Annotated in this window: 17 protein-coding genes; 5 read left to right on the forward strand and 12 right to left on the reverse strand. The window is 71.3% G+C overall.

What is annotated here, in order from left to right; all coding sequences use genetic code 11:
• The first annotated feature begins 60 nt into the window (after positions 1-60).
• Positions 61-1056, forward strand: a complete 996-nt coding sequence (locus ACYVC6_RS20825) for a GNAT family N-acetyltransferase (RefSeq protein WP_460716399.1) — start codon at positions 61-63, stop codon at positions 1054-1056.
• Here ACYVC6_RS20825 and ACYVC6_RS20830 read toward each other — a convergent pair.
• The 3 genes from ACYVC6_RS20830 to ACYVC6_RS20840 form a co-directional block, all read right to left on the reverse strand.
• Positions 1043-1903, reverse strand: coding sequence for a 5-oxoprolinase subunit C family protein (locus ACYVC6_RS20830; RefSeq protein ID WP_460716400.1), 861 nt, complete (start codon positions 1901-1903; stop codon positions 1043-1045). The genes ACYVC6_RS20825 and ACYVC6_RS20830 overlap by 14 nt on opposite strands.
• Positions 1900-2511 carry a 5-oxoprolinase subunit B family protein gene (locus ACYVC6_RS20835; protein WP_460716401.1) on the reverse strand — a complete coding sequence of 204 codons (612 nt, stop codon included), beginning with the start codon at positions 2509-2511 and terminating at the stop codon, positions 1900-1902. Before ACYVC6_RS20835 ends, ACYVC6_RS20830 begins: the two co-directional genes overlap by 4 nt.
• Positions 2512-3152: 641 nt before the next feature.
• The gene (locus ACYVC6_RS20840) at positions 3153-3836 is read right to left on the reverse strand and encodes a LamB/YcsF family protein (RefSeq protein WP_460716402.1); all 684 of its coding nucleotides are present in this window, start codon (positions 3834-3836) and stop codon (positions 3153-3155) included.
• A 34-nt stretch (positions 3837-3870) separates the two neighbouring features.
• On the opposite strand from ACYVC6_RS20840, the gene ACYVC6_RS20845 reads away from it, so the two are divergent.
• Both ACYVC6_RS20845 and ACYVC6_RS20850 read left to right on the forward strand, forming a co-directional pair.
• Positions 3871-6048: a S9 family peptidase gene (locus ACYVC6_RS20845; RefSeq protein ID WP_460716403.1), complete on the forward strand. Its 2178-nt coding sequence runs from the start codon at positions 3871-3873 to the stop codon at positions 6046-6048.
• 205 nt (positions 6049-6253) lie between these two features.
• Positions 6254-7231, forward strand: a complete 978-nt coding sequence (locus ACYVC6_RS20850; RefSeq protein WP_460716404.1) for a sigma-70 family RNA polymerase sigma factor — start codon at positions 6254-6256, stop codon at positions 7229-7231.
• A 7-nt stretch (positions 7232-7238) separates the two neighbouring features.
• Here ACYVC6_RS20850 and ACYVC6_RS20855 read toward each other — a convergent pair whose 3' ends face one another.
• Together ACYVC6_RS20855 and coaE are read right to left on the reverse strand one after the other, a co-directional pair.
• The gene (locus ACYVC6_RS20855) at positions 7239-9377 is read right to left on the reverse strand and encodes an arylsulfotransferase family protein (protein ID WP_460716406.1); all 2139 of its coding nucleotides are present in this window, start codon (positions 9375-9377) and stop codon (positions 7239-7241) included.
• Positions 9378-9415: 38 nt separating this feature from the next.
• The gene (coaE, locus tag ACYVC6_RS20860) at positions 9416-10024 is read right to left on the reverse strand and encodes a dephospho-CoA kinase (RefSeq protein WP_460716407.1); all 609 of its coding nucleotides are present in this window, start codon (positions 10022-10024) and stop codon (positions 9416-9418) included.
• Positions 10025-10210: 186 nt separating this feature from the next.
• Between coaE and ACYVC6_RS20865 the strand changes: the two genes are divergently transcribed.
• Positions 10211-11446, forward strand: a complete 1236-nt coding sequence (locus ACYVC6_RS20865; protein ID WP_460716408.1) for a class I adenylate-forming enzyme family protein — start codon at positions 10211-10213, stop codon at positions 11444-11446.
• Positions 11447-11452: 6 nt separating this feature from the next.
• On the opposite strand, the gene ACYVC6_RS20870 is transcribed toward ACYVC6_RS20865, so the two are convergent.
• Together ACYVC6_RS20870 and ACYVC6_RS20875 are read right to left on the reverse strand one after the other, a co-directional pair.
• Entirely contained in the window at positions 11453-12292 is an 840-nt protein-coding gene (locus ACYVC6_RS20870; RefSeq protein ID WP_460716410.1) for a hypothetical protein, read from the reverse strand.
• Complete coding sequence (locus ACYVC6_RS20875; RefSeq protein ID WP_460716412.1) at positions 12289-13242, reverse strand: GlxA family transcriptional regulator; 954 nt, start codon at positions 13240-13242, stop codon at positions 12289-12291. The genes ACYVC6_RS20870 and ACYVC6_RS20875 overlap by 4 nt, the downstream gene beginning before the upstream one ends.
• A 93-nt stretch (positions 13243-13335) precedes the next feature.
• Between ACYVC6_RS20875 and ACYVC6_RS20880 the strand changes: the two genes are divergently transcribed.
• Complete coding sequence (locus tag ACYVC6_RS20880; protein WP_460716413.1) at positions 13336-13482, forward strand: hypothetical protein; 147 nt, start codon at positions 13336-13338, stop codon at positions 13480-13482.
• 16 nt (positions 13483-13498) lie between these two features.
• Here ACYVC6_RS20880 and ACYVC6_RS20885 read toward each other — a convergent pair whose 3' ends face one another.
• From ACYVC6_RS20885 to ACYVC6_RS20905, 5 genes are all read right to left on the reverse strand, one after another.
• Entirely contained in the window at positions 13499-14728 is a 1230-nt protein-coding gene (locus ACYVC6_RS20885) for a GDSL-type esterase/lipase family protein (RefSeq protein WP_460716414.1), read from the reverse strand.
• 92 nt (positions 14729-14820) lie between these two features.
• Positions 14821-16311: a 30S ribosomal protein S1 gene (gene rpsA, locus ACYVC6_RS20890; protein ID WP_460716415.1), complete on the reverse strand. Its 1491-nt coding sequence runs from the start codon at positions 16309-16311 to the stop codon at positions 14821-14823.
• Positions 16312-16594: 283 nt separating this feature from the next.
• A complete protein-coding gene (locus tag ACYVC6_RS20895) occupies positions 16595-17527 on the reverse strand; it encodes an NAD-dependent epimerase/dehydratase family protein (protein ID WP_460716417.1) in 933 nt (310 codons plus the stop codon).
• The gene (locus ACYVC6_RS20900; RefSeq protein ID WP_460716419.1) at positions 17524-18543 is read right to left on the reverse strand and encodes a glycosyltransferase; all 1020 of its coding nucleotides are present in this window, start codon (positions 18541-18543) and stop codon (positions 17524-17526) included. The genes ACYVC6_RS20895 and ACYVC6_RS20900 overlap by 4 nt, the downstream gene beginning before the upstream one ends.
• A gap of 48 nt (positions 18544-18591) precedes the next feature.
• Entirely contained in the window at positions 18592-19563 is a 972-nt protein-coding gene (locus ACYVC6_RS20905; RefSeq protein ID WP_460716420.1) for a phosphotransferase family protein, read from the reverse strand.
• Positions 19564-19647 lie beyond the last annotated feature (84 nt).

Here is a 19647-nt window from a genome sequence, read left to right on the forward strand (position 1 = left end):
GGTTGTCACGTCGGAAAACCAGTGTTGCTGCCGCACCGATGCTGCCTAGGCTGACCGGTCGTGGACCTCCGAGATCTCGACATCGCCGACGACGGTGTCATCGGCGACCTCTATGCCGTGGAGGAGCGCGCCACCAGGCGCGAGGCGATGCCCTTCTGGACGCTGCAGGAGTTCACCGGCGCATATCGCACCCCTGACAGCGGCGAGCGCCACGAGGTGTTCGGCGCCTACGACGGTGACACGCTGCTCGGCTTCTGCGCAGCCTGGTTCCCCGTGCTCGACAACGTCGACAAGGTCTACTTCGACCTGCGGGTCGACCCGCCCGCCCGCCGCCGGGGGGTCGGGCGCGCCCTGGTCGCCGAGCTCGCGGACCGGGCTCGCCTCGACGGCCGCACCATGCTGCTGACGGACTCCAAGATCCCGCCCGGCCAGCGCGAGACCCACCCGTCCCGGGGGTTCGCGGAGGCGTGCGGCTTCATGTTCTCCAACGTGGAGGTGGTGCGGCACCTCCCCCTCCCAGTGCCCGACGAGCGCCTCAAGGCGTGGTCCGACAAGGCGGCCGAGCGGCACGAGGGCTACTCGATCGTGACCTATGTCGACGAGTTCCCCGACGAGCTCGCGGAGTCGCTGTGCCTGCTGCTGGGGCAGCTCGCCGTCGACGCACCGACGGGTCTCGTCCACTTCGAGGAGGAGGCGTTCACCCCCGAGCGGCTGCGCGAGCGCTACGCCACCACCGAGGCGATGGGCCGCTCCCTCTTCGAGACCGTCGCGCTCAGCCCGGAGGGCGAGGTGGTCGCACAGTCCACCTTGGCGGTCGCCAGGGGCGAGGGCACGGACGTCTTCCAGTGGGGCACCTTCGTCCACCGCGAGCACCGGGGTCACCGGCTCGGGCTGGCGGTCAAGATCGCCAACATCCAGGCCGTGCAGACCGCCCACCCGGACAAGCGGCGCATCACCACCCAGAACGCCGAGACCAACGACTTCATGGTCAACATCAACAAGGAGATCGGCTTCGAGGCGGTCGAGGACTCCGCGGAGTGGATCAAGCACCTCTGAATCGGACGGTCTCCCCGGGTCGGAGCTGGCCGCACTGCCACAGGTCGTCGGGGTGGACCACGCCGAGCACCGGGTAGCCGCCGGTCGGCGGGTGGTCGGCGAGCAGCACCACTGGCTGCCCGTCCGGTGGCACCTGCACGGCACCCAGCACCATGCCCTCGCTGGGCAGCTCGGCGGGACCCCGGCGCGGCACCTGCGGTCCCTGCAGGCGCAGCCCGACGCGGTTCGACTCCGGCCGCACGGCGTACGCCGCGGCGCAGACGGCGGCGAGCGCGCCCTCCTCGAAGAACGCCGCGTGCGGCCCCGCGAACAGCCGCAACGGCCCCGCCGGCGGCGGTCGCGGGGTGTCGAGCGGCTGCGGCGCACCGGACGCCGGACCGAGCGGCAGCTCGACGCCGTCGGTCACCCGCGGAGGTCCTACCCAGGCGAGGGTGTCGGTGGCGCGGGAACCGAGGACCGGTTCGACGGCGATGCCGCCGGCCACGGCGAGGTAGGAGCGCACGCCGTCGGCCGGCGGCTCGACCGTCAGGATCTCCCCGGCGGCGACCCATTCGGCCCGGGCGTGCTCCCGCCCGGCGCCGGTGACCGCCACCCACAGGCCCCGGTCGGGCCGGACCACGAGCCCGCCGAGCGTCACCTCGAGCAGCGCCGCATCCGGACCGTTGCCGACCAGGCGGTTGGCGAGCTCCGCGGCCGGCCGGTCCAACGGGCCGGCCCGCGGCACGCCCAGGTGGGCGAGCCCTGGGCGTCCCCGGTCCTGCACGGTGGTCAGCGGCCCGGCGGACACCACCTCGATCGTGTTGGCCCCGATCGTGTTGGCCCCGATCGTGTTGGCGCCGACGGTCACGTCGCCACCAGCCGGACCCGGGTGCCGGGCGCCAGGAGCGCAGGGGGGTCGCCGGCGGGGTCCCACAAGGTGGCGTCCGTGTGGCCGAGCAGCCGCCACCCTCCCGGCGACGCGGTCGGGTAGATCCCGCACCACAGGTCCGCGACCGCCACGGCCCCCGCCGGAACCTCTGGCCGGGGCGTGACCAGCCTCGGCACGGACAGGTCGGCGGGCAGCCCGCTGAGATAGGCGAACCCCGGTGCGAACCCACAGAACGCCGAGACCAGCTCGGTCCGCGCGAGCCGGGCCGCGACCCCGTCGGCATCCGTGCCCCAACGACGGGCCACGTCGGCCAGGTCGGCTCCGTCGTAGGTCACCGGCACCTCGACCAGCGGGCCCGGCTCGACCAAGGCATCGTCACCGGTCCACGAGGACACCAGCTCCTCCAGTGCCGGCAGGTCCCCCACGCCGTCGAAGAGGACCGTCCGCGCGCCGGGCACGACCTCGGCCGCGGCCACCTCCAAGGAGCGGGCCCAGGCCGCCAGGGCCAGTGCCCGGCGTACGTCGGCGACCTCAACGCGCAGAGCGGAGGGTCCGACCCGGGCGAGTGTCACGGGTGTGTCGGTCACGTGAACAGTCTGAGGCGCGGTGCGCGTCGAGTTGCGACCCGAGGCCGAAGTTGGGCACGGTAGGTGCGAGAAAAGGGTGAGGGCCTCTTGATGGTATGAGCATCAAGAGGCCCTCGGCTTTGAGGCGGATAGGTGACGCCCACCTCGACCGCGCTGTCTGTCGGATCCCGCCGCCCCCGTCACCGGGCCGACGCCGCAACCGGAGTCGCGGTGTGGATCCTTCCTCCAGCTCGGCCCCGATCTGCAACGGCAAGCCGCTGGTCGATCGGAGTTGGTGAGAGTCGCCTGGTGGTATGAGCACCAAGCGGCCCTCGGCTTGAGGTGGAAGGTGGACGCCCACCTCGACCCGACCGGCTCTGCGGATCCCACCGACCCCGTCCTGGGCCGGCGCCGCGACCGAAGTCACGGTGTGGATCGTGGTGCCGATCTGATCCCCGAACCCTCTGCGATCCGGCCTTTCGGCCTTCCCGCTGGTGGCTCGGTGGGAGAGTTCTATGCCCTGGCTCCGACACCGCGCAAGGGGTTCGGCGAAGAAAGTCCGACATTCTTCTGGTCCCACAGTTTGCTCCACAGAACAGCCCGTCACCTCCACAGGTCTGCCGGGTTCTCCACACCTGCGGTCCACTGCCTGTGGAGAGGCATCAGAGCCCGCGGAGCGTCCAGCCGGCGTCCTCGAGAGCCCGCCGGACGGCCCGGGCATGAGCGACCGCACCAGGGGTGTCCCCGTGCAGACACAGGGAGTCGACCTCCGGCGCCAGGTGAACCGCGCGGCCCGCGATCGCCTCCGGGTCGTCGAGCACCGCGTCCGGCCGGTCGCGCGGCAGCAACCGGCCGTCGGCGCCGTAGGCGCGGTCCGGGAAGCCCTCGGACCACACCACCCGGCCGGCCGCGGCGGCCAGCCGGGCCAGGGCACCCGGCATGGTCAGCACGGGAAGCGCACCGGACCCCTCGAGCACGGCGGCCGCCTGGGCGCCGTCGTCCAGGACCCGGTGGTAGAGCGCCCCGTGCGGCTTGATGTAGCTCACCGTCGTACCGGCCGCGGCCGCGATCGCCGACAACGTGCCCACCTGGTCGGCGACCTGGTCGCGGAGCACGCCGGGGTCGACGTCCAGCGCCAGCCGCCCGAAGTTCAGCCGGTCGTCGTAGGAGACCTGGGCGCCGACCGTCACCCCGAGGACCACGGCGCGCTCGCACACCGTGGCCATGATCTCGGCGTCGCCGGCGTGGTAGCCGCACGCGACGTTGGCGCTGGTGACCACCTCGAGCAGGGCGACGTCGTCGGTGACTTCCTCGCCGAGGTCGGCGTTCAGGTCGACGTACCGCACGGCATCCAAGGTAGGCCCGGATAGGTTCGCCGGCGTGCAGCCACCCATCTCCCGGCCTCAGATGGCACAGCCTCCGGTGGCACCGCGCCGTCCGGTCACCACCGAACACCACGGCCGGACCCGCGTCGACGACTACGACTGGCTGCGCGACAAGGACTCCGCGGAAGTGACGGCCTACCTCGAGGCCGAGAACCTCTACACCGAGCACCGGACGGCGCACCTCGCGGACCTGCGGCAGGCCATCTTCGACGAGATCAAGGCGCGCACCCTGGAGACGGATCTCTCGGTGCCGACCCGCAGCCGCGGTCACTGGTACTACGGCCGCTCCTTCGAGGGCAAGGAGTACGGCGCCAGCTGTCGGGTTCCCGTGCGGGGACCCGACGACTGGACACCGCCCCGGCCCGACGAGGACGCGACGCCGGACCTGCCCGCGCTGCCCGGCGAAGAGGTGCTGCTCGATCTCGACGCGCTCGCTGCGGGCCACGAGTTCTTCTCCCTCGGCGGCTCGAGCGTCTCCCCGGACGGCACGATGCTCGCCTACTCGACCGACGTGGTGGGCGACGAGCGCTACACGATCCGGGTCAAGGACCTTGGTGCCGACGCTGCCACCGGCGAGCTCCACGACGAGGTCACCGGCGTCGTCGGAGGCGCCACCTGGGACCGGGAGGGACGGAGCTTCTACTACACGACCGTCGACGACGCCTGGCGCTCCGACAAGGTCTGGCGCCACCTGCTCGGCACCACCCAGGCTGACGACGAACTGGTGCACCACGAGACCGACGAGCGGTTCTTCGTCGGCGTCGGCCGCTCGCGCAGCGACCGCTTCATCATGGTCGCCAGCGGGTCGAAGACCACCTCGGAGTACCGCTTCCTCGACGCCGACGCACCCGAGGAGGGCCTTCGGGTCTTCGCCGAGCGCCGCGAGGGACTGGAGTACTCGCTCGACCACGCGGTACTCGGTGGCGAGGACCGGTTCCTGGTCCTGCACAACGCCACCGGCCCGGACTTCGAGCTCGGGACCGCGCCGATCGCCCCCACCCCTGCGGGGGATTGGACGCCGCTGGTCCCCCACGACCCGGCGGTGCGACTGGAGAACGTCGACGCGTTCGCGGGGCACCTCGTGGTCAGCCAGCGCAGCGCCGGCCTCACCCAGCTCCGCGTCCTGGAGCTCGGCGCCGACCCCGCCGCGCCCGTGACCGACGACTACCTCGTCGAGTTCGACCACGAGATCTACACCGTGGGGGCCGGCGGCAACCCCGGGTTCGACCGTCCCACGGTCCGGCTGGGCTACACCACCATGGCCGTCCCGGCCTCGGTCTACGACTACGACGTCCGCAGCCGCGAGCTGACCCTGCTGAAGCGGGCGCCGGTCCTCGGCGGCTACGACCCCGCCGACTACGAGGAGCACCGGCTGTGGGCCACGGCCGAGGACGGTGAGCGGGTGCCGATCTCGATCGTGGCCCGGCGTGGGTCCCCCCGCCCCCTGCCCGTGCTGCTCTACGGCTACGGCGCCTACGAGCTGTCCATCGACCCCTACTTCTCGGTCGCCCGCCTCTCGCTGCTGGACCGCGGGGCGGCGTTCGCCATCGCGCACGTCCGGGGCGGCGGCGAGATGGGCCGGCGGTGGTACGACGACGGCAAGATGCTCGCCAAGCAGCACACGTTCAGCGACTTCGTCGCCTGCGCCCGGCACCTCGTCGAGACCGGCTGGGCCAGCCCGGAGACGCTGGTCGCCGAGGGCGCCAGCGCGGGCGGACTGCTGGTCGGTGCCGTGGCCAACCAGGCACCCGACCTCTTCGGTGGCATCGTCGCCGGCGTCCCGTTCGTGGACGCCCTGACGTCCATGCTCGACGCCAGCCTGCCGCTCACGGTCACCGAGTACGACGAGTGGGGCGACCCGGCCGACGACCCGGCCGTCTACGACTACCTGGCGTCGTACTCCCCCTACGACAACGTCGCGCCGATCACCTACCCGCCGATCCTCGCCGAGACCTCGCTCAACGACACCCGGGTGCTCTACGTCGAGCCCGCCAAGTGGGTCGCCCGGCTGCGGGCCGTCGCACTCAACGGCGAGGACGTGCTGCTGCGCACCGAGATGGCGGCCGGGCACGGCGGCGTCTCGGGGCGCTACAAGGCGTGGAAGGACCGGGCGTTCACGCTGGCGTGGATCCTCGACCGGATGGGGCTCGCCGAGAAGTCGGGACGGGTCTGAGCCATCCGCCGGAGGCCCCGGCTCCGGATCACCCCTGAGAAGTCCCTGAGATTCCGCTCATCAGGCAACTCCACGGCGCGCTCGAGCGTCGATCAAGGCGTAAGCACCCCCACGAGCCCGTGTGAACAGGGAATCTTCGGGTCACCGGGGGCGTTGTTGATGTCGTGTGACCTCCAGGGTCCCACGCAGGGCAAGGAGGGACCCCATGGCAACCGCAACCAAGGCGACGGCCACCGGCCGCAACGTCGGTGCCACGCGCGAGATCGAGGGCCGCGACAGCGTCGGGCTCTACCTCGACGAGATCGCCCGCAACCCCCTCCTCGACGCCGAGACCGAGGTCGAGCTCTCCAAGACGATCGAGGCCGGACTGATGGCCGAGGCACTCCTCAAGGAGGGCCGCGTCGGCCGCAAGAAGGGCGGCGCCCCCATGTCGGCGACCCAGGAGGAGCTCGAGTGGCTCGCCGACGAGGGCCGCAAGGCGGTCGACACGTTCATCACCGCCAACCTCCGCCTGGTCGTCTCCATCGCGCGCAAGTACGGCCGCGCCCAGATGCCGATGCTCGACCTGATCCAGGAGGGCAACACCGGCCTGATCCGCGCGGTCGAGAAGTTCGACTACACCAAGGGCTACAAGTTCTCGACCTACGCCACCTGGTGGGTGCGCCAGGCGATCACCCGCGGCATCGCCCAGCAGGCGCGCGTCGTCCGGCTCCCCGTGCACGTCGTGGAGGAGCTCAACCAGGTCGGCGGCGCCCGTCGCACGCTGGAGCGCCAGCTCGGCCGTGACCCCGACCCCTCCGAGATCGCCGCCGAGCTCGGCATGGACCTCGACCGGGTCCTCGACCTGATGGCCTGGGGCCGCGAGCACGTCAGCCTCGACTCCCCCGTCGACGAGGACGGCGACACCTCGCTGGGTGACCTGATGGCCCAGCAGACGACGCCCGGTCCCGACCTCAGCGTCCTCGACGTCGAGTCGCGCGAGCGGCTCAACACCCTGGTCGAGCACCTCGACGAGCGAGCCGCCGACATCATCCGGTCGCGCTACGGCCTGGTCGACGGCCGCCAGCACAAGCTCGCCGACATCGGGCTCAAGCACGGTATCTCCGCCGAGCGGGTCCGCCAGCTCGAGCGCGAGGCGCTGCAGAAGCTGCGCCGGATCGCGGATCCCGACCTGGCCGCCTAGGACCCGGCTAGTCCGGGTCCACCGACCGGGCGCGGACCTTGACAGCGACCACATCTCGCCGCGACGGGTTCGTCACCGATCGCACCGGCACCCGGACGAGGGTCTTCCGGCCGGCCTGCGCGGCCGCGAGGCGGGTCACGTTCAGCCGACAGACCCAGCTCTGTCCGGGCGCGAGCGTGGGAGAGGTCTCGTGGTCCGCACAGCTGCCGCTCACCCGGAACCACGGCGAGTCCTCGCGCACCTCGACGGACAGTCGGTCAGCGACTGCGCCGTCGTTGGTGAGCTTGACGAGGACCCGTGCCTTGCCACCCGGTCGGTCGATCGTGGCCTTGACGCGCTGGCGTGCGCTGCCTCCGTAGTGGCCCAGGCCGCGATAGTCCGGCGTACCGCGCACCCTGATCGCCGCGTCCGGCCGCCCGACGGGCAGCACCGAGTAGGTCCGGGTGACGGTCGTGACTCCCGCCGCCCCGTCGGCGGCAGTCACCTGGAAGCTGTGGGTGCCCGGCGTCGAGGTGTGGACGGGCTGCCCGGGCTCGACCGGGCCAGAACACGTCTGCAGGCTCGAGCCGCCGCGATCCGTGCACTCGTATGCCGCGACCACGGACTCACCCTCGAGGTACGACGCACCATCCGTGGGCGCGGTGACGGCGACTTCCGGCAGGGTGACGTCGGGGACCAGGGCCTTGTGGGCGCGATAGCTGAAGTAGCGCAAACCCGACGATGCATCACGCAGCTCCCAGAGGACCTCTCCGCCATCGCTGATCTCGGTCGCCATGGCACGGGTCTCGGCAGCCCAGCCGATCATGGTCGCGCCCGCAGGAAGTGGTTGAGTCGACCCGGCGAAGAGTGCGAACCAGCCGGACGGACTGAAGCTGCGGACGGGCTCGGCGGAGCCGGCCACTTCGTCGAGCTGGAACTCGACGACGCGCGTGCTGGTTCGCGCGACGGACGGACCGCCCGGGTCTGCGGGGTCGACGCACAAGGTCTGGGAGTTCACGGCCCATGAACCGTTGTCGAACATGAGGACGTTGCCGCCCGGAAGCATGCGGGCTGTGTGTTGGGCGCACGGGCCGGCGTCGCCGTCGGGAAAGGTGAAGTCGCTGTCTCGGCCGCCGAGCTTCCAGAGCACGTCTCCCGGCAGGTGGGCCCCATCGGCATGGGTGGCGATCTTGTAGACGGAGCTCAGGTGGCGAAATGATGCCAGGAGGTGTCCGTCTGGGAGCACTTCGAACGAGTTGATGTGCGCGTAGTCAGCATGGAAGTCCGATGCTGGATCCACGGTGGTCTCCGACGCGTACGGAGCGCTGGTCCAGGAGAAGAGAACATCCCCGTCGGGCGCGATGTGCTGGATGACGGCGTCGACGAGGTCTGTGTTCGCGTTCGGCTCATAGGCCATGAGCCACGCCGAACCGTCCGGGAGCAGGATCGCGTCGTGGGGGTCGGTGTTGACCAGGCCGACAGTGCGCCAGGTCCGCACCGGTTGATGGCCCGCGTCCAGCTCGATGAGGTCGGACCCGGTGCGTCCGGGTGCCGTCGTCGGCCTGAAGACGGAGAAGTTCCCGTTGGGCTGGCGCTGGAGGTCCATCGCCCGGACCATCGCGCGCGCGAAGGCCGGCACCCCGTTCACGTCAACGGCCGTCTCGTAGAAGTCGGACGGGGACAGGAAGAGGCCCAGCGTGAGGAGGACGTGGCCCGGCGCCACCTCACCGAGCGACTCGTCGGGGCTCACTCTCTCCAGAGCCGGAAAGCCCGCGGGCAGGTAGATCAGCGCGTAGCGGGCCAGACCCCCGGAGTCCCGGATGAACACCGCGATCTCGTCACCCTCATCGAGTCCAATGAAGGTCCGGACACCGTCCGGGTCAGGGATCCCGTTGAAGTGGATCCGCCGATCGGGGTCCGACGACGTCGCGGTGACCGTGAGCGTGCCGGCCGTGGCCTCCCCGGTGGTGACGGCATATCTCGCCACCGCGGGGTCATAGGCCGGGAACATGCCGACGTCCGTGCCGATGACCGCGAGGCCGTGCACCGGCTCGTCCGCAGCGCGCGCCGGAGACGCCGGGGTCAGCAGCGCGCACAAGGTGATCAGCGCCGCCAGGATGGGCAATGAGGCTCGGCTGAGGACCGACAGGGTGCAGACGCGAGGCATGTGCGGGACCGTAACCCGGAAACGAGCTGCCAGGCCCGTTACCGCTCGAGCTCGTCCGTGGCGCGGCCGACCAGCGTTCGGAACAGGTCGCGCACGCGCTCCTCCAGCTCGTCCAGCGAGCCGGTGTTGTCGATGACGTGCGTGGCGATCGCGAGCCGGTCCTCGCGGCTCGCTTGGGCGGCGATCCGGGACTCGGCCTCCTGGCGGGTCCACCCGCGGTCACGGACCATCCGCTCGACCTGCACCTCCACGGGCACGTCCACGACGACGACCGCGTCGAAGGTGTCGGCGCGCCCGGACTCCGCCAGCAGGGGGATGTCGTGGACGACGAGCGACCCGGGTGGGGCAGCGGCCTCCAGCTCGGCGTACCGCTCGAAGATCAGCGGGTGGGTGATCGCCTCCAGCCGGCGCCTGGCCTCCTCGTCGGCGAACACGATCCGGCCCAGCGCAGGGCGGTCGAGGTCGCCCTCCGGCGTCAGGATGCCCTCGCCGAACTCCTCCACCACCTGGGCCAGACCCGGTGTCCCGCGGGCCACGACCTCACGTGCCAGCGCGTCCCCGTCGATCAGGACGGCGCCGAGGTCGACGAGCATCGCGGCGACGGTGCTCTTGCCCGAGGCGATGCCCCCGGTGAGTCCGACACGCATGGATGGACTCTAGGGGTGTGTCTCCCGATTGGCTTGCCGTTCGGCGCGACGTCCTGCGCCCGGCTGGCAAGGCGGAGGAGTGATGCTGTAGTTGGTACTCCTGCGAGCGACGACAACGCAGCCAGGCGGGATGCAGGGCGTCGCGACGGGCAAGCGAATTGGGGGACGCGCCACTAGGGTCGCCTGGTGGCCGGGCAGCGACTGGGTGAGGGCGACCGGGTCGCGCTCCTGGTGCCCGGCTCGAGGACCTACCTCGACGTCGTCCTGGGCCTGCTGGCCGCGGGTGTCATCCCGATCCCGCTCGACCCGCGGCTGACGGTGTACGAGCGGGACCGCATCCTGGCCGGTCTCGACCCGACCCTCATCGTCAACGAGGCCGACGCGCTGGCCGAGCTGGCCGCGGCGTTCCCGCCGGGCGGACTCCCCCGCGCCCGGCCGATGCATGTCACCAGCGGCACGACCGGCACCCCGAAGGGCGTCTGGAGTGGTCTGCTGAGCGCAGACGACGCCACGGCCCTGGTCGCGGAGGAGCGCGAGCTGTGGGGCTTCGCCGCGGACGACGTCAACCTGGTGCTGAGCCCGATCTACCACTCCGCTCCCCTGCGGTTCGCGATGGGCACCCGGCTGGCCGGCGGTCGAGTGGTCATGGCCGGCCCGTTCGACCCGGCCACGGTCACCGCGGCGATCCGCGACGAGCGACCGACCACGATGTTCTGCGTGCCCACGCACCTGCAGCGGCTGTTCGCGCACTGGGGCGAGGCCGGCGTGCCCGACCTGTCGTCCTTCCGGCTGGTGGCGCACGCCGGCGCACCCTGCCCGGAGCCGGTGAAGCGGCGGCTCGTGGAGCTCTTCCCCGAGGGCTCGACGTGGGAGTTCTACGGGTCGACCGAGGGCCAGTTCACCGCCTGCCGCAGCGAGGAGTGGCTGAGTCGCCCGGGCACGGTCGGCCGGGCCCGGCCCGGCCGCCGGATCCACGTCGACGGCGACGGGACCATCTGGTGCGCCGTGCCGCGGCACGCGCGCTTCGAGTACTACGGCGACCCCGCGAGGACGGCCGCGGCGTGGCGGGGCGACTCGTTCACGGTGGGCGACCTCGGCCGGTTGCACGAGGACGGTTACCTGTTCCTCGAGGGCCGACGCGAGGACCTGGTCATCTCCGGCGGAGTCAACGTCTACCCGCTCGAGGTGGAGCAGGTGCTGCAGCAGCACCCGGGCGTCACGGACGTCGCCGTCTACGGCGTCCCCGACGACGCGTGGGGGCAGCGGGTGTGTGCGGCGTACGTCGGCGAGGCGAGCGCCGCGGATCTCGACGCGTTCGTGCGAGAGCGGCTGGCACCCCCGAAGCGACCGAAGACCTGGACCCGGCTCGACGCGCTGCCCCGGACGCTCACCGGCAAGGTCCGGCGCGACGCCCTCCCCTGACCCCGATCAGAGGTATCGCATGCTCGGCCACAGGGCCGGCAGGTCGACCTCGGGGAACCGGGCCTCGACGGCCCGGTAGACCGGGGCGAAGCGGGCGGCCAGTGCCTGGACCGTCTCGTCGGAGAGCTCGCCGTGGCGCTTGGGCGACACGTTGACCTGGCGCCCGAAGTCGGGCTCGACGAAGCCGATCCCCAGGAACGCACACAGCTCGCGCAGGGTGGGCATCTCGAAGAGCCGCTCGTAGAACCCGTAGAACACCGCCTCGTCCCCGAACGTCGCGTCCAGCCGGCGGATCGTCTCGTCGTAGCGCGTCCGCCGGGCGTACTGGTCGTCGTCGGAGACCACCCGCAGCCGCGCCTCGACGGCATCCGGGTCCTCGGGGCCCTCCGCGCCGCGCCGTTGCACGTCCATCCGCACGGCCGACCAGATGCGCTCGACCGGGTCGCGCATCAGGTAGACGGCGACCGGCCGCACGCCTCGGGTCTCGAACCCGCCGCGGACGAACCTGAGCCGCTCGGCGGACAGGCCGGCGTAGGCCGGGGTGATGTCGGCGGTCAGCCGGGCCCGCTCCGGACCGAGCAGCCCTGCGAAGTAGTCGAAGTAGTGGTCGTGGTCGTGCAGGAACCGGGCCCGGGGGCCGCCCTGCTTCTCGATCCGCTCCCGGGCCAGCCGCCCGGAGGGGAGGTCGAGCGCGTCCCAGACGTGGTACTCCTTGCGGAAGCCGGGGTCGCACTCCGGAGACGACTCCAGGTAGCGGTGCATCCAGGCGGTGCCGCCCTTCTGGCACCCGACGCCGAGCAGGAACGTGCCCGCCGGCCCGTCGGCCGTCCGGTCGGCAGGGCTCATGCGCAGAAGGTACGGCGGTACTGCTGGGGGCTCACGCCCCGGACCCGGGTGAAGTGGTGGCGCAGCGTCGCGGCGTTGCCGAACCCGACCTCGCTGGCGATCCACTCGATCGACCGGTCGGACTGCTCGAGCAGCTCCTCGGCGCGCTGCACCCGCTGGCGGGTGACCCACGAATGCGGAGTCGCGCCAGTCTCGGCGCGGAACCGGCGGGCGAAGGTGCGCGGCGACATCAGCGAGCGCCTGGCCAGGCTCTCGACGTCGAGGTCCTCGTGGAGGTGGCCGACGATCCACTCCAGGAGCGGGCCGAGGGTCTCGGCGTCGCAGTCGGGGACGGGCCGGGCGATGAACTGGGCCTGGCCCCCGTCGCGGTGCGGCGGGACGACGATCCGGCGCGCCACGGTCGCGGCCACCCGGGCGCCATAGGTCTCGCGCAGGAGGTGCAGCGAGGCGTCGATGCCCGCCGCGGAGCCGGCGCCGGTCAGCACGTTGCCGTCGTGGCAGTAGAGGACGTCGGGCTTGACCTTGGCCTCGGGGAACGTGCGAGCCATCAGGTCGGTGTAGCGCCAGTGGGTCGTGCACTCGCGGCCGTCGAGCAGACCGGCGGCGCCGAGCTCGAAGGCCGCCGAGCAGTGCGCGTAGATGATCGCGCCCCGGTCGTGGGCGGCAACGATCGCTTCCTGGACGGCGTCGTCGTGGTCGCGGAAGGAGTGCTTGGGAGCCACGCAGACCAGGTCGGCGTCGAGGGTGGCCTCCAGGCCGCGCTCGACGAACAGGTCGAAGTCCGAGCGGCCCCGGATCCGGCCAGGGCGCGGCGTGCAGATCCGGAAGTCGAAGACCGGTGTGCGGTCCTCGGGGTGCTCGGGCTCTCCCCACACCTCCACGAGCGAGCCGAGCCCGAAGGGCTCGGCGTCGTCCTGGACGATCACCGCCACGGTCTTCAGATCAGCCACGCGCCCATCGTGGACTACATCTGGCAGAAAATCAACGTAGGGTGTCATTCCTGCCACTCGTGGCAGGATCACGTCAGCAGCATGATTACTGCCATGACCGCACTCATCATCCTCCTCGCCATCGCGGTGGTCCTCAGCATCCAGACCGTCCGCCTCGCCTTCCACGACGGCATGGGTCCCGCCCAGCCGCCCCGCTCGCACCTGGACGACCCGCAGTTCCGGGCTCCCGCCGCCGGCTGACGCCGCTCGGGTCCGGTCAGGGCAGCCTGAACCGGACCCGGTCGGACGTCGGTCCGGCACCGCCGTCGTTAGTGGCCGTCACCCGGACGTAGAAGACGCCGGCACGCAGGTCGCGCACGACGAGCCGTGGACGTACCCGCTCGACCGCGACCGGCCGCCAACCCGGACGGCCCTTCCGGCGCAGCTCGACCAGGTAGGTCTCGGCACGCCGGGCGCCCTTCCAGGTCACCAGCACGGACCGGGGGCCCCGGACGGCCACCGACACCCTCGGTCGACCCGGGAGACGTGGCACCGTCAATGTCACGACGTTGGACGCCGCGTCGGGAGCGGCCAACTGCCACCCCTTGCGCGGCAGGACGCGGAACTGCACCTCGTGGTCGAGGGGCAGCGACCCGGGCGTCCACGAGAGGCCCTTCTCCTCATCCGCGACGACGACCCAGTCACTCCCGGTGGTCACGTCCCGTTGCTGGAGCTGCGTCGTCCCGGCGCCGGGCGAGCGCGTCCACGACAACCGGGCCTGGCCCTCTTCGACGTCGCCGCTGAGGACCGGCGGGATGCGGGGGCCGAGCGGGACCGCGGGCAGCGGGCGCTGCGGGGACGTGCCGATCCCCAGGCTGGCCAGCTGGTCGGCCACCGACGCTGCGATGACGAGCTCACCCTGAGCGTTGGGATGACTGCCGTCGAAGGTGTGCTCGCTCCTTGTGTAGTCCTGGTGCGCCTCGGCGAGCAGGACGCGGGAGGTCGGGGTGTCGAGCTCGGCAGCACCGTCGGCGAGCAGCCCGTTCAGCTCAGGGGCGCCCGCGAACCAGGTCTGGGTCACCGTGGACAGCACCACGTCGACGTCAGGGTCGGCGCTGCGGACGCCGGCCACGAAGTTCTCGATGTGCTCCTCCACCTGCGCCGGCGTGTGGTTGAGGAAGATGAGGTCGTTGGTGCCGAGCATCTCCACGACGACGTCCGGCTGGTAGGTCTCGACGAGGTCGTCGATGGGGGCGTCGGCGAAGGCCAGGGTCATTCCCCATCGGGCCGCGTGGTCCCGGTCGAACGCCGGGTCCACGTAGGCCTGGGAGCCTGGTTGGTCGGCGAGGTAGTCCCAGACGTCCGTGCGCGGACCGACCAGGTCCACCGGCGTCGGGCTGCTGGACTCGAGGTGCTGCCACAGCCGGTAGCGCCAGGTCCAGTCGCCGGACGATCCCTGGGTGACCGAGTCACCGACGAGCAGGATCCGGACAGGGTCCGGCTCCACTGTCTGCGTCGCGGCACCCGAGGACCCCGGGACGCACACGAGTGCGGCCAGCGCCAGGCCGGCCGCACTCGTGGCTGCGATTCGTCGAGCGGTCAGGAAGCCCCGCCCGTGAGCTTCTCGCGAAGCGCCTGCAGCGCCTCGTCGGAGGCGAGTGAGCCGCCGTCGGCCTCGCTCTCGCCGCTCTCGGCACCGGCCGAGTCGCTGGAGTAGGACGTGGCCTCGCCGGCCTCGACCTCGGCCTTGGCGGCCTCCTCCTGCTGCTTGACGTGCGCCTCCCAGCGAGCGTGCGCCTTGGCGTACTGCTCCTCCCACACGGCGCGCTGCTCGTCGTAGCCCTCGAGCCACTCGCCGGTCTCCGGGTCGAAGCCCTCCGGGTAGACGTAGTTGCCCTGGTCGTCGTAGGTCGCGGTCATGCCGTAGAGCGTGGGGTCGAAGTCCTCGACCACGGTCGCGGTGGCAGTCTCGTTGGCCTGCTTGAGCGACAGCGAGATCCGGCGACGCTCGAGGTCGATGTCGATGATCTTGACCATCACGTCGTCGTTGACCTGGACGACCTGCTCCGGGATCTCCACGTGGCGCTCGGCCAGCTCGGAGATGTGCACCAGGCCCTCGATGCCCTCCTCGACCCGGACGAACGAGCCGAACGGCACCAGCTTGGTGACCTTGCCCGGCACGATCTGGCCGATCTGGTGGGTCCGGGCGAAGTGCTGCCACGGGTCTTCCTGGGTCGCCTTCAGGGACAGCGAGACGCGCTCGCGGTCCATGTCGACGTCGAGCACCTCGACGGTGACCTCGTCACCGACGGTGACGACCTCCGACGGGTGGTCGATGTGCTTCCAGGACAGCTCCGAGACGTGCACCAGACCGTCGACGCCGCCGAGGTCCACGAACGCACCGAAGTTGACGATGGAGGACACGACACCCTTGCGGATCTGGCCCTTCTGCAGCTGGGTGAGGAACCCGTGGCGCACCTCGGACTGGGTCTGCTCCAGCCAGGCGCGACGCGACAGGACCACGTTGTTGCGGTTCTTGTCGAGCTCGATGATCTTCGCCTCGAGCGTCTGTCCGACGTAGGGCAGCAGGTCGCGCACCCGGCGCATCTCCACCAGCGAGGCGGGCAGGAAGCCGCGGAGGCCGATGTCGAGGATCAGGCCGCCCTTGACGACCTCGATGACGGTGCCCTCGACGACGCCGTCCTCCTCCTTGACCTGCTCGATGGTGCCCCAGGCGCGCTCGTACTGGGCGCGCTTCTTGGACAGGATCAGGCGGCCTTCCTTGTCCTCCTTCTGGAGGACCAGGGCCTCGACGGCGTCACCGACAGAGACGACCTCGGAGGGGTCGACGTCGTGCTTGATCGACAGCTCGCGGGAGGGGATGACGCCCTCGGTCTTGTAGCCGATGTCGAGCAGGACCTCGTCGCGGTCCACCTTGACGATGGTGCCCTCGACGATGTCGCCGTCGTTGAAGTACTTGATGGTCAGGTCGATCGCGGCGAGGAAGTCTTCCTCGGAGCCGATGTCGTTGACGGCCACCTGGGGCGCGTCGAAGTCCTGCAGGGTGCTCGGGTGGAGAGTGGATGTCATAAGGGGATGTGATCCTCGGGTGGGCAGATGTCGTTCGGGCGCGTGCGAGGTCGGTTTCACTATCGAGAGTGGAGCGCCACCGGATGGGCGACATCTTCAAAGGATCAATAGCGAGCGAGAGTCCACTCCGTCCGGGACGCAGGCAGACGTCTCACGCAGTCGCCAAGCGTACGCCGACGGCTGCGACCGAGTCCATTCGGCCGACGTCCGCGGCAGGCGCCGGCTCCGCACACGTCGACCGGAGGTCACCTCGGCTCACGACTCCGGCGCACAGGTAGAGGTGTCACCGAGGCAACGCAGCGTCCAACCGGCCCGAGCGGTGCTCGGCAGCGACGCCCTCCGCGGTCGCCCGGAGGCCGACCACCAGAGGGGTCCGCACCAGCGAGTCGAGGTCAGTCCATACCTCGGAACGAAGTCGCAGGTCGCGCACCTGACCGCTGTCATCGATCACCGCACGCACGAGCGGCACCCGTCGCCGGAACGCCTTGGTCGACGCCCCCACCACCTCCGAGATCGTCGCGGCGCGTCCCGAGGCCACGATCTTGATGACCACAGTCGACTCCACCTCCAGACCGACACGGTCGAGCATGGCAACCGCGACGGCGGCTGCGTCGTCGACGTAGAGGTAGTCACGCAAGGTGTCCGTCGAGACATAGAGGTGGACCGGCTGGCCGGTCACCCGCCCCAGGCACAGCTGGGACAGGAGCCCCTGCCGCTTGCGAAGGGCCTGGTCGGGACCATAGAGGTTCGCGAGCCTGCCGATCGCGACGCGTGTGCCGCGTGACACCGCCAGTCGCGCGCCGGCCGCCTCGGCGGCGAGCTTCGCACGACCGTAGGCCGAGACCGGGCAGGGCGCATGTCGTTCCGTGAACGGGGGCTGGTCCGAACCCGCGTAGACCCCACCGGCCGACGAGGCGAGGAACATCGACCGAGGTGGTCGGGCGAGCGCGGCGAGGAACGCCTCCAGCAAGGACACTTCCTCGAGCAGCTCCTCCTCCGGGGTGTTGACCACGCCCGCGCCCGCGCACCACGCCAGCCGCCAACCGTCTTCATCCCCCTCGTCAGCGCAGAGCGAGGACGCCTGGATGAGCTCGCGCAGGGCCCGATCTCGGTCAGCCCAGGTGACCGAGACCGCGTGCGGAGTCTGCCCTTGCCTCTCCAGGCGGCGGCTGACAGCGCGTCCGAGCAGTCCCCGCCCGACGAGCAGAGTCGTCACTGGTGAGGCGTTCCAGGGACCTGGGGGGCCGCGCTGCGGCCCATCGGCCCCAGCTCTCGGTCGCCGAGGGCCAGGTAGAGCGGCTTGCCCATCGCCATGTTGACCGCCACGCCGACGTACTCGGCCACCACGCCGAGCGCGAACAGGATGGCTCCCGAGCTGAGCAGTGCCACGACCATCGCCGACGCCCAGCCGCTGACGTCGATGTGCCCGGACAGCCGCAAGACAACGACGACGATGGTCATCACCACACCGACCAGGGCGAGCGCCACACCCAGCAGGCTCACCAGCCGCAGCATCCGGGTGCCGCCGGTGATCACCATGCGCCAGTAGTGCGAGGCCAGCGACCGCCAGTCGTAGCCGGACCGGCGCTCGCCCTCGTCGCGCAGGGTGACCGGTGCGGTCGTGGGCCGGCGGCAGATCCATCCCAGCGCCACGTCCAGGTAGACCCCAGGCCCAGAGAAGGCCGCCACCGAGCGGGCGATGTCGCCGAGCATGAATCGATAGCTGTGGAACATCTCGGCCCCTGCGCGCCCGGTGAGAAGTGGTATCGAACGCTTGCCGAGCCGGGACGCCGTGTTGCGGAGGAGCCCGTGCGGGGGCGGGTTGAGAGGGCGGGCGTAGACGACGTCGGCACGCTCGGACATCGCTCGGTCCAGCATGCCGCCCAGGTCTGCCGGGTCGTGCTGACCGTCCTCGTCCATTGTGGCCACCCAGTCGCCACCCGAGGACGACATCCCTGCCAGCGTCGCGGCGTGCTGACCGAAGTTGCGGCTCAGCCAGACCGGCCGGACCCAGCCGTAGGCGTCGGCGGCCGCGCGGATGACCCGGTCCGAGGCATCGGGACCACAGTCGTGGACGAGGAGGACCTCGCTGACGACCGCTCGGTGGCCGCCCGGGGTGCTGAACGGACGCGTCCACGCCTCCAGGTCCGCGAGCAGCCTGGCCAGGGTCTTCTCGCCCTGGTAGACCGGGATCACCACCGAGATCTGGTGTTCCCGGGCAGCACCGTCCACGGGGCCCAGCCTACGGCCTGCGCGCCCCCCGAAGCTGGCGTCCTCCCGTCAATCCCTCGGCTGCCCGGTTTCGGTGCCAGGTGCCTCGGACTCCCCGTGCGCGGCTGGCTGCACGCGCTCCTCGAGCGGCTGAACGCCCTCGGCCGGGCCCGGCGCGCCGACGTCCCGGCTGCGGGCGATCGCCCGGAGCAGCCGGTTGGCTCTGGCCGCGACCGGGTTCTCGGCGCGCCTGGTGGAGAGCTCGACCAGGGCGAACAGGTCCGCCGCGCGCGCCAGCGACAGCGCCCGGTCCGGCGGAGTGCCGCGCCGCGCCGCGTAGGCCTCGAGGACCGCGGCAACGTACGCCGGGTGACGGTCGAACCTGAGCAGGTTGCCGAGGTCGGTGAACGGGTGGCCGGCGTGGGCGTACTCCCAGTCCAGGACCGCGACCACGTCCAAGGAGCCGGGGTCGAGGAGGAGGTTCTTGGGGTTGAGGTCGCTGTGGACCAGGCAGGCCCGGTCGACGGTGTCGAGCAGGGTCTGCGCCTCGAGCGCCACCTCCCGCAGCCCGTCGAGTTCGTCGACGGACAGGTGTCCCAGCCGCGGCTCGAGCCCCGCGACGTACGCCGGGAGGTCGAGCGTCCACGGCTCGATCCGCAGCTCGGCGTCCACGAAGGCCCCGGGGCGGACCATCGGCATGCCACCGAGGTCGGCGAGCAGGGCCCCCAGAGCCGCCCCGACCCGGCGCAGGCCACCCTCGTCGAGGCTCGGCAGCAGCTGGTCTCCTCGGACCCCGGGGACCCAGCCGGTCACCAGCAGGCCGGGCTGCCCGGCACCGTCCTGCGGCCGCACCTCGAGTACGGTCGGCACAGGCACCAGCCCGCGGACCAGGCGCAGCACGGCCCCGTCGACCTGCGGTCCAACACCTCCGCGGGTGCCCGGCGGGTAGACCCGGACGACGCTGCGCTCCCCCGCCGTCTCGGCCACGAAGGTGTGTCCTGACCAGCCACCCTCCAGCGGGACGAGCGAGGAGAAGTCCACACCTCATTCTCACCGGGGCCAGGTGCGGCTACGGTCACCGCATGCCCGACGCAGCGACGTCTCCCGACGACCCGGCCCCGGCCG

This window comes from Nocardioides dilutus (assembly GCF_054779555.1).

What these genes read in the sequence shown, in the direction of transcription:
- ACYVC6_RS20880 (WP_460716413.1), top strand. Translation starts at nt 13,336, where the DNA reads ATGACCGCACTCATCATCCTCCTCGCCATCGCGGTGGTCCTCAGCATC.
- rpsA (WP_460716415.1), bottom strand. Translation starts at nt 16,311, where the DNA reads ATGACATCCACTCTCCACCCGAGCACCCTGCAGGACTTCGACGCGCCC.
- ACYVC6_RS20855 (WP_460716406.1), bottom strand. Translation starts at nt 9,377, where the DNA reads ATGCCTCGCGTCTGCACCCTGTCGGTCCTCAGCCGAGCCTCATTGCCC.
- ACYVC6_RS20870 (WP_460716410.1), bottom strand. Translation starts at nt 12,292, where the DNA reads ATGAGCCCTGCCGACCGGACGGCCGACGGGCCGGCGGGCACGTTCCTG.
- coaE (WP_460716407.1), bottom strand. Translation starts at nt 10,024, where the DNA reads ATGCGTGTCGGACTCACCGGGGGCATCGCCTCGGGCAAGAGCACCGTC.
- ACYVC6_RS20850 (WP_460716404.1), top strand. Translation starts at nt 6,254, where the DNA reads ATGGCAACCGCAACCAAGGCGACGGCCACCGGCCGCAACGTCGGTGCC.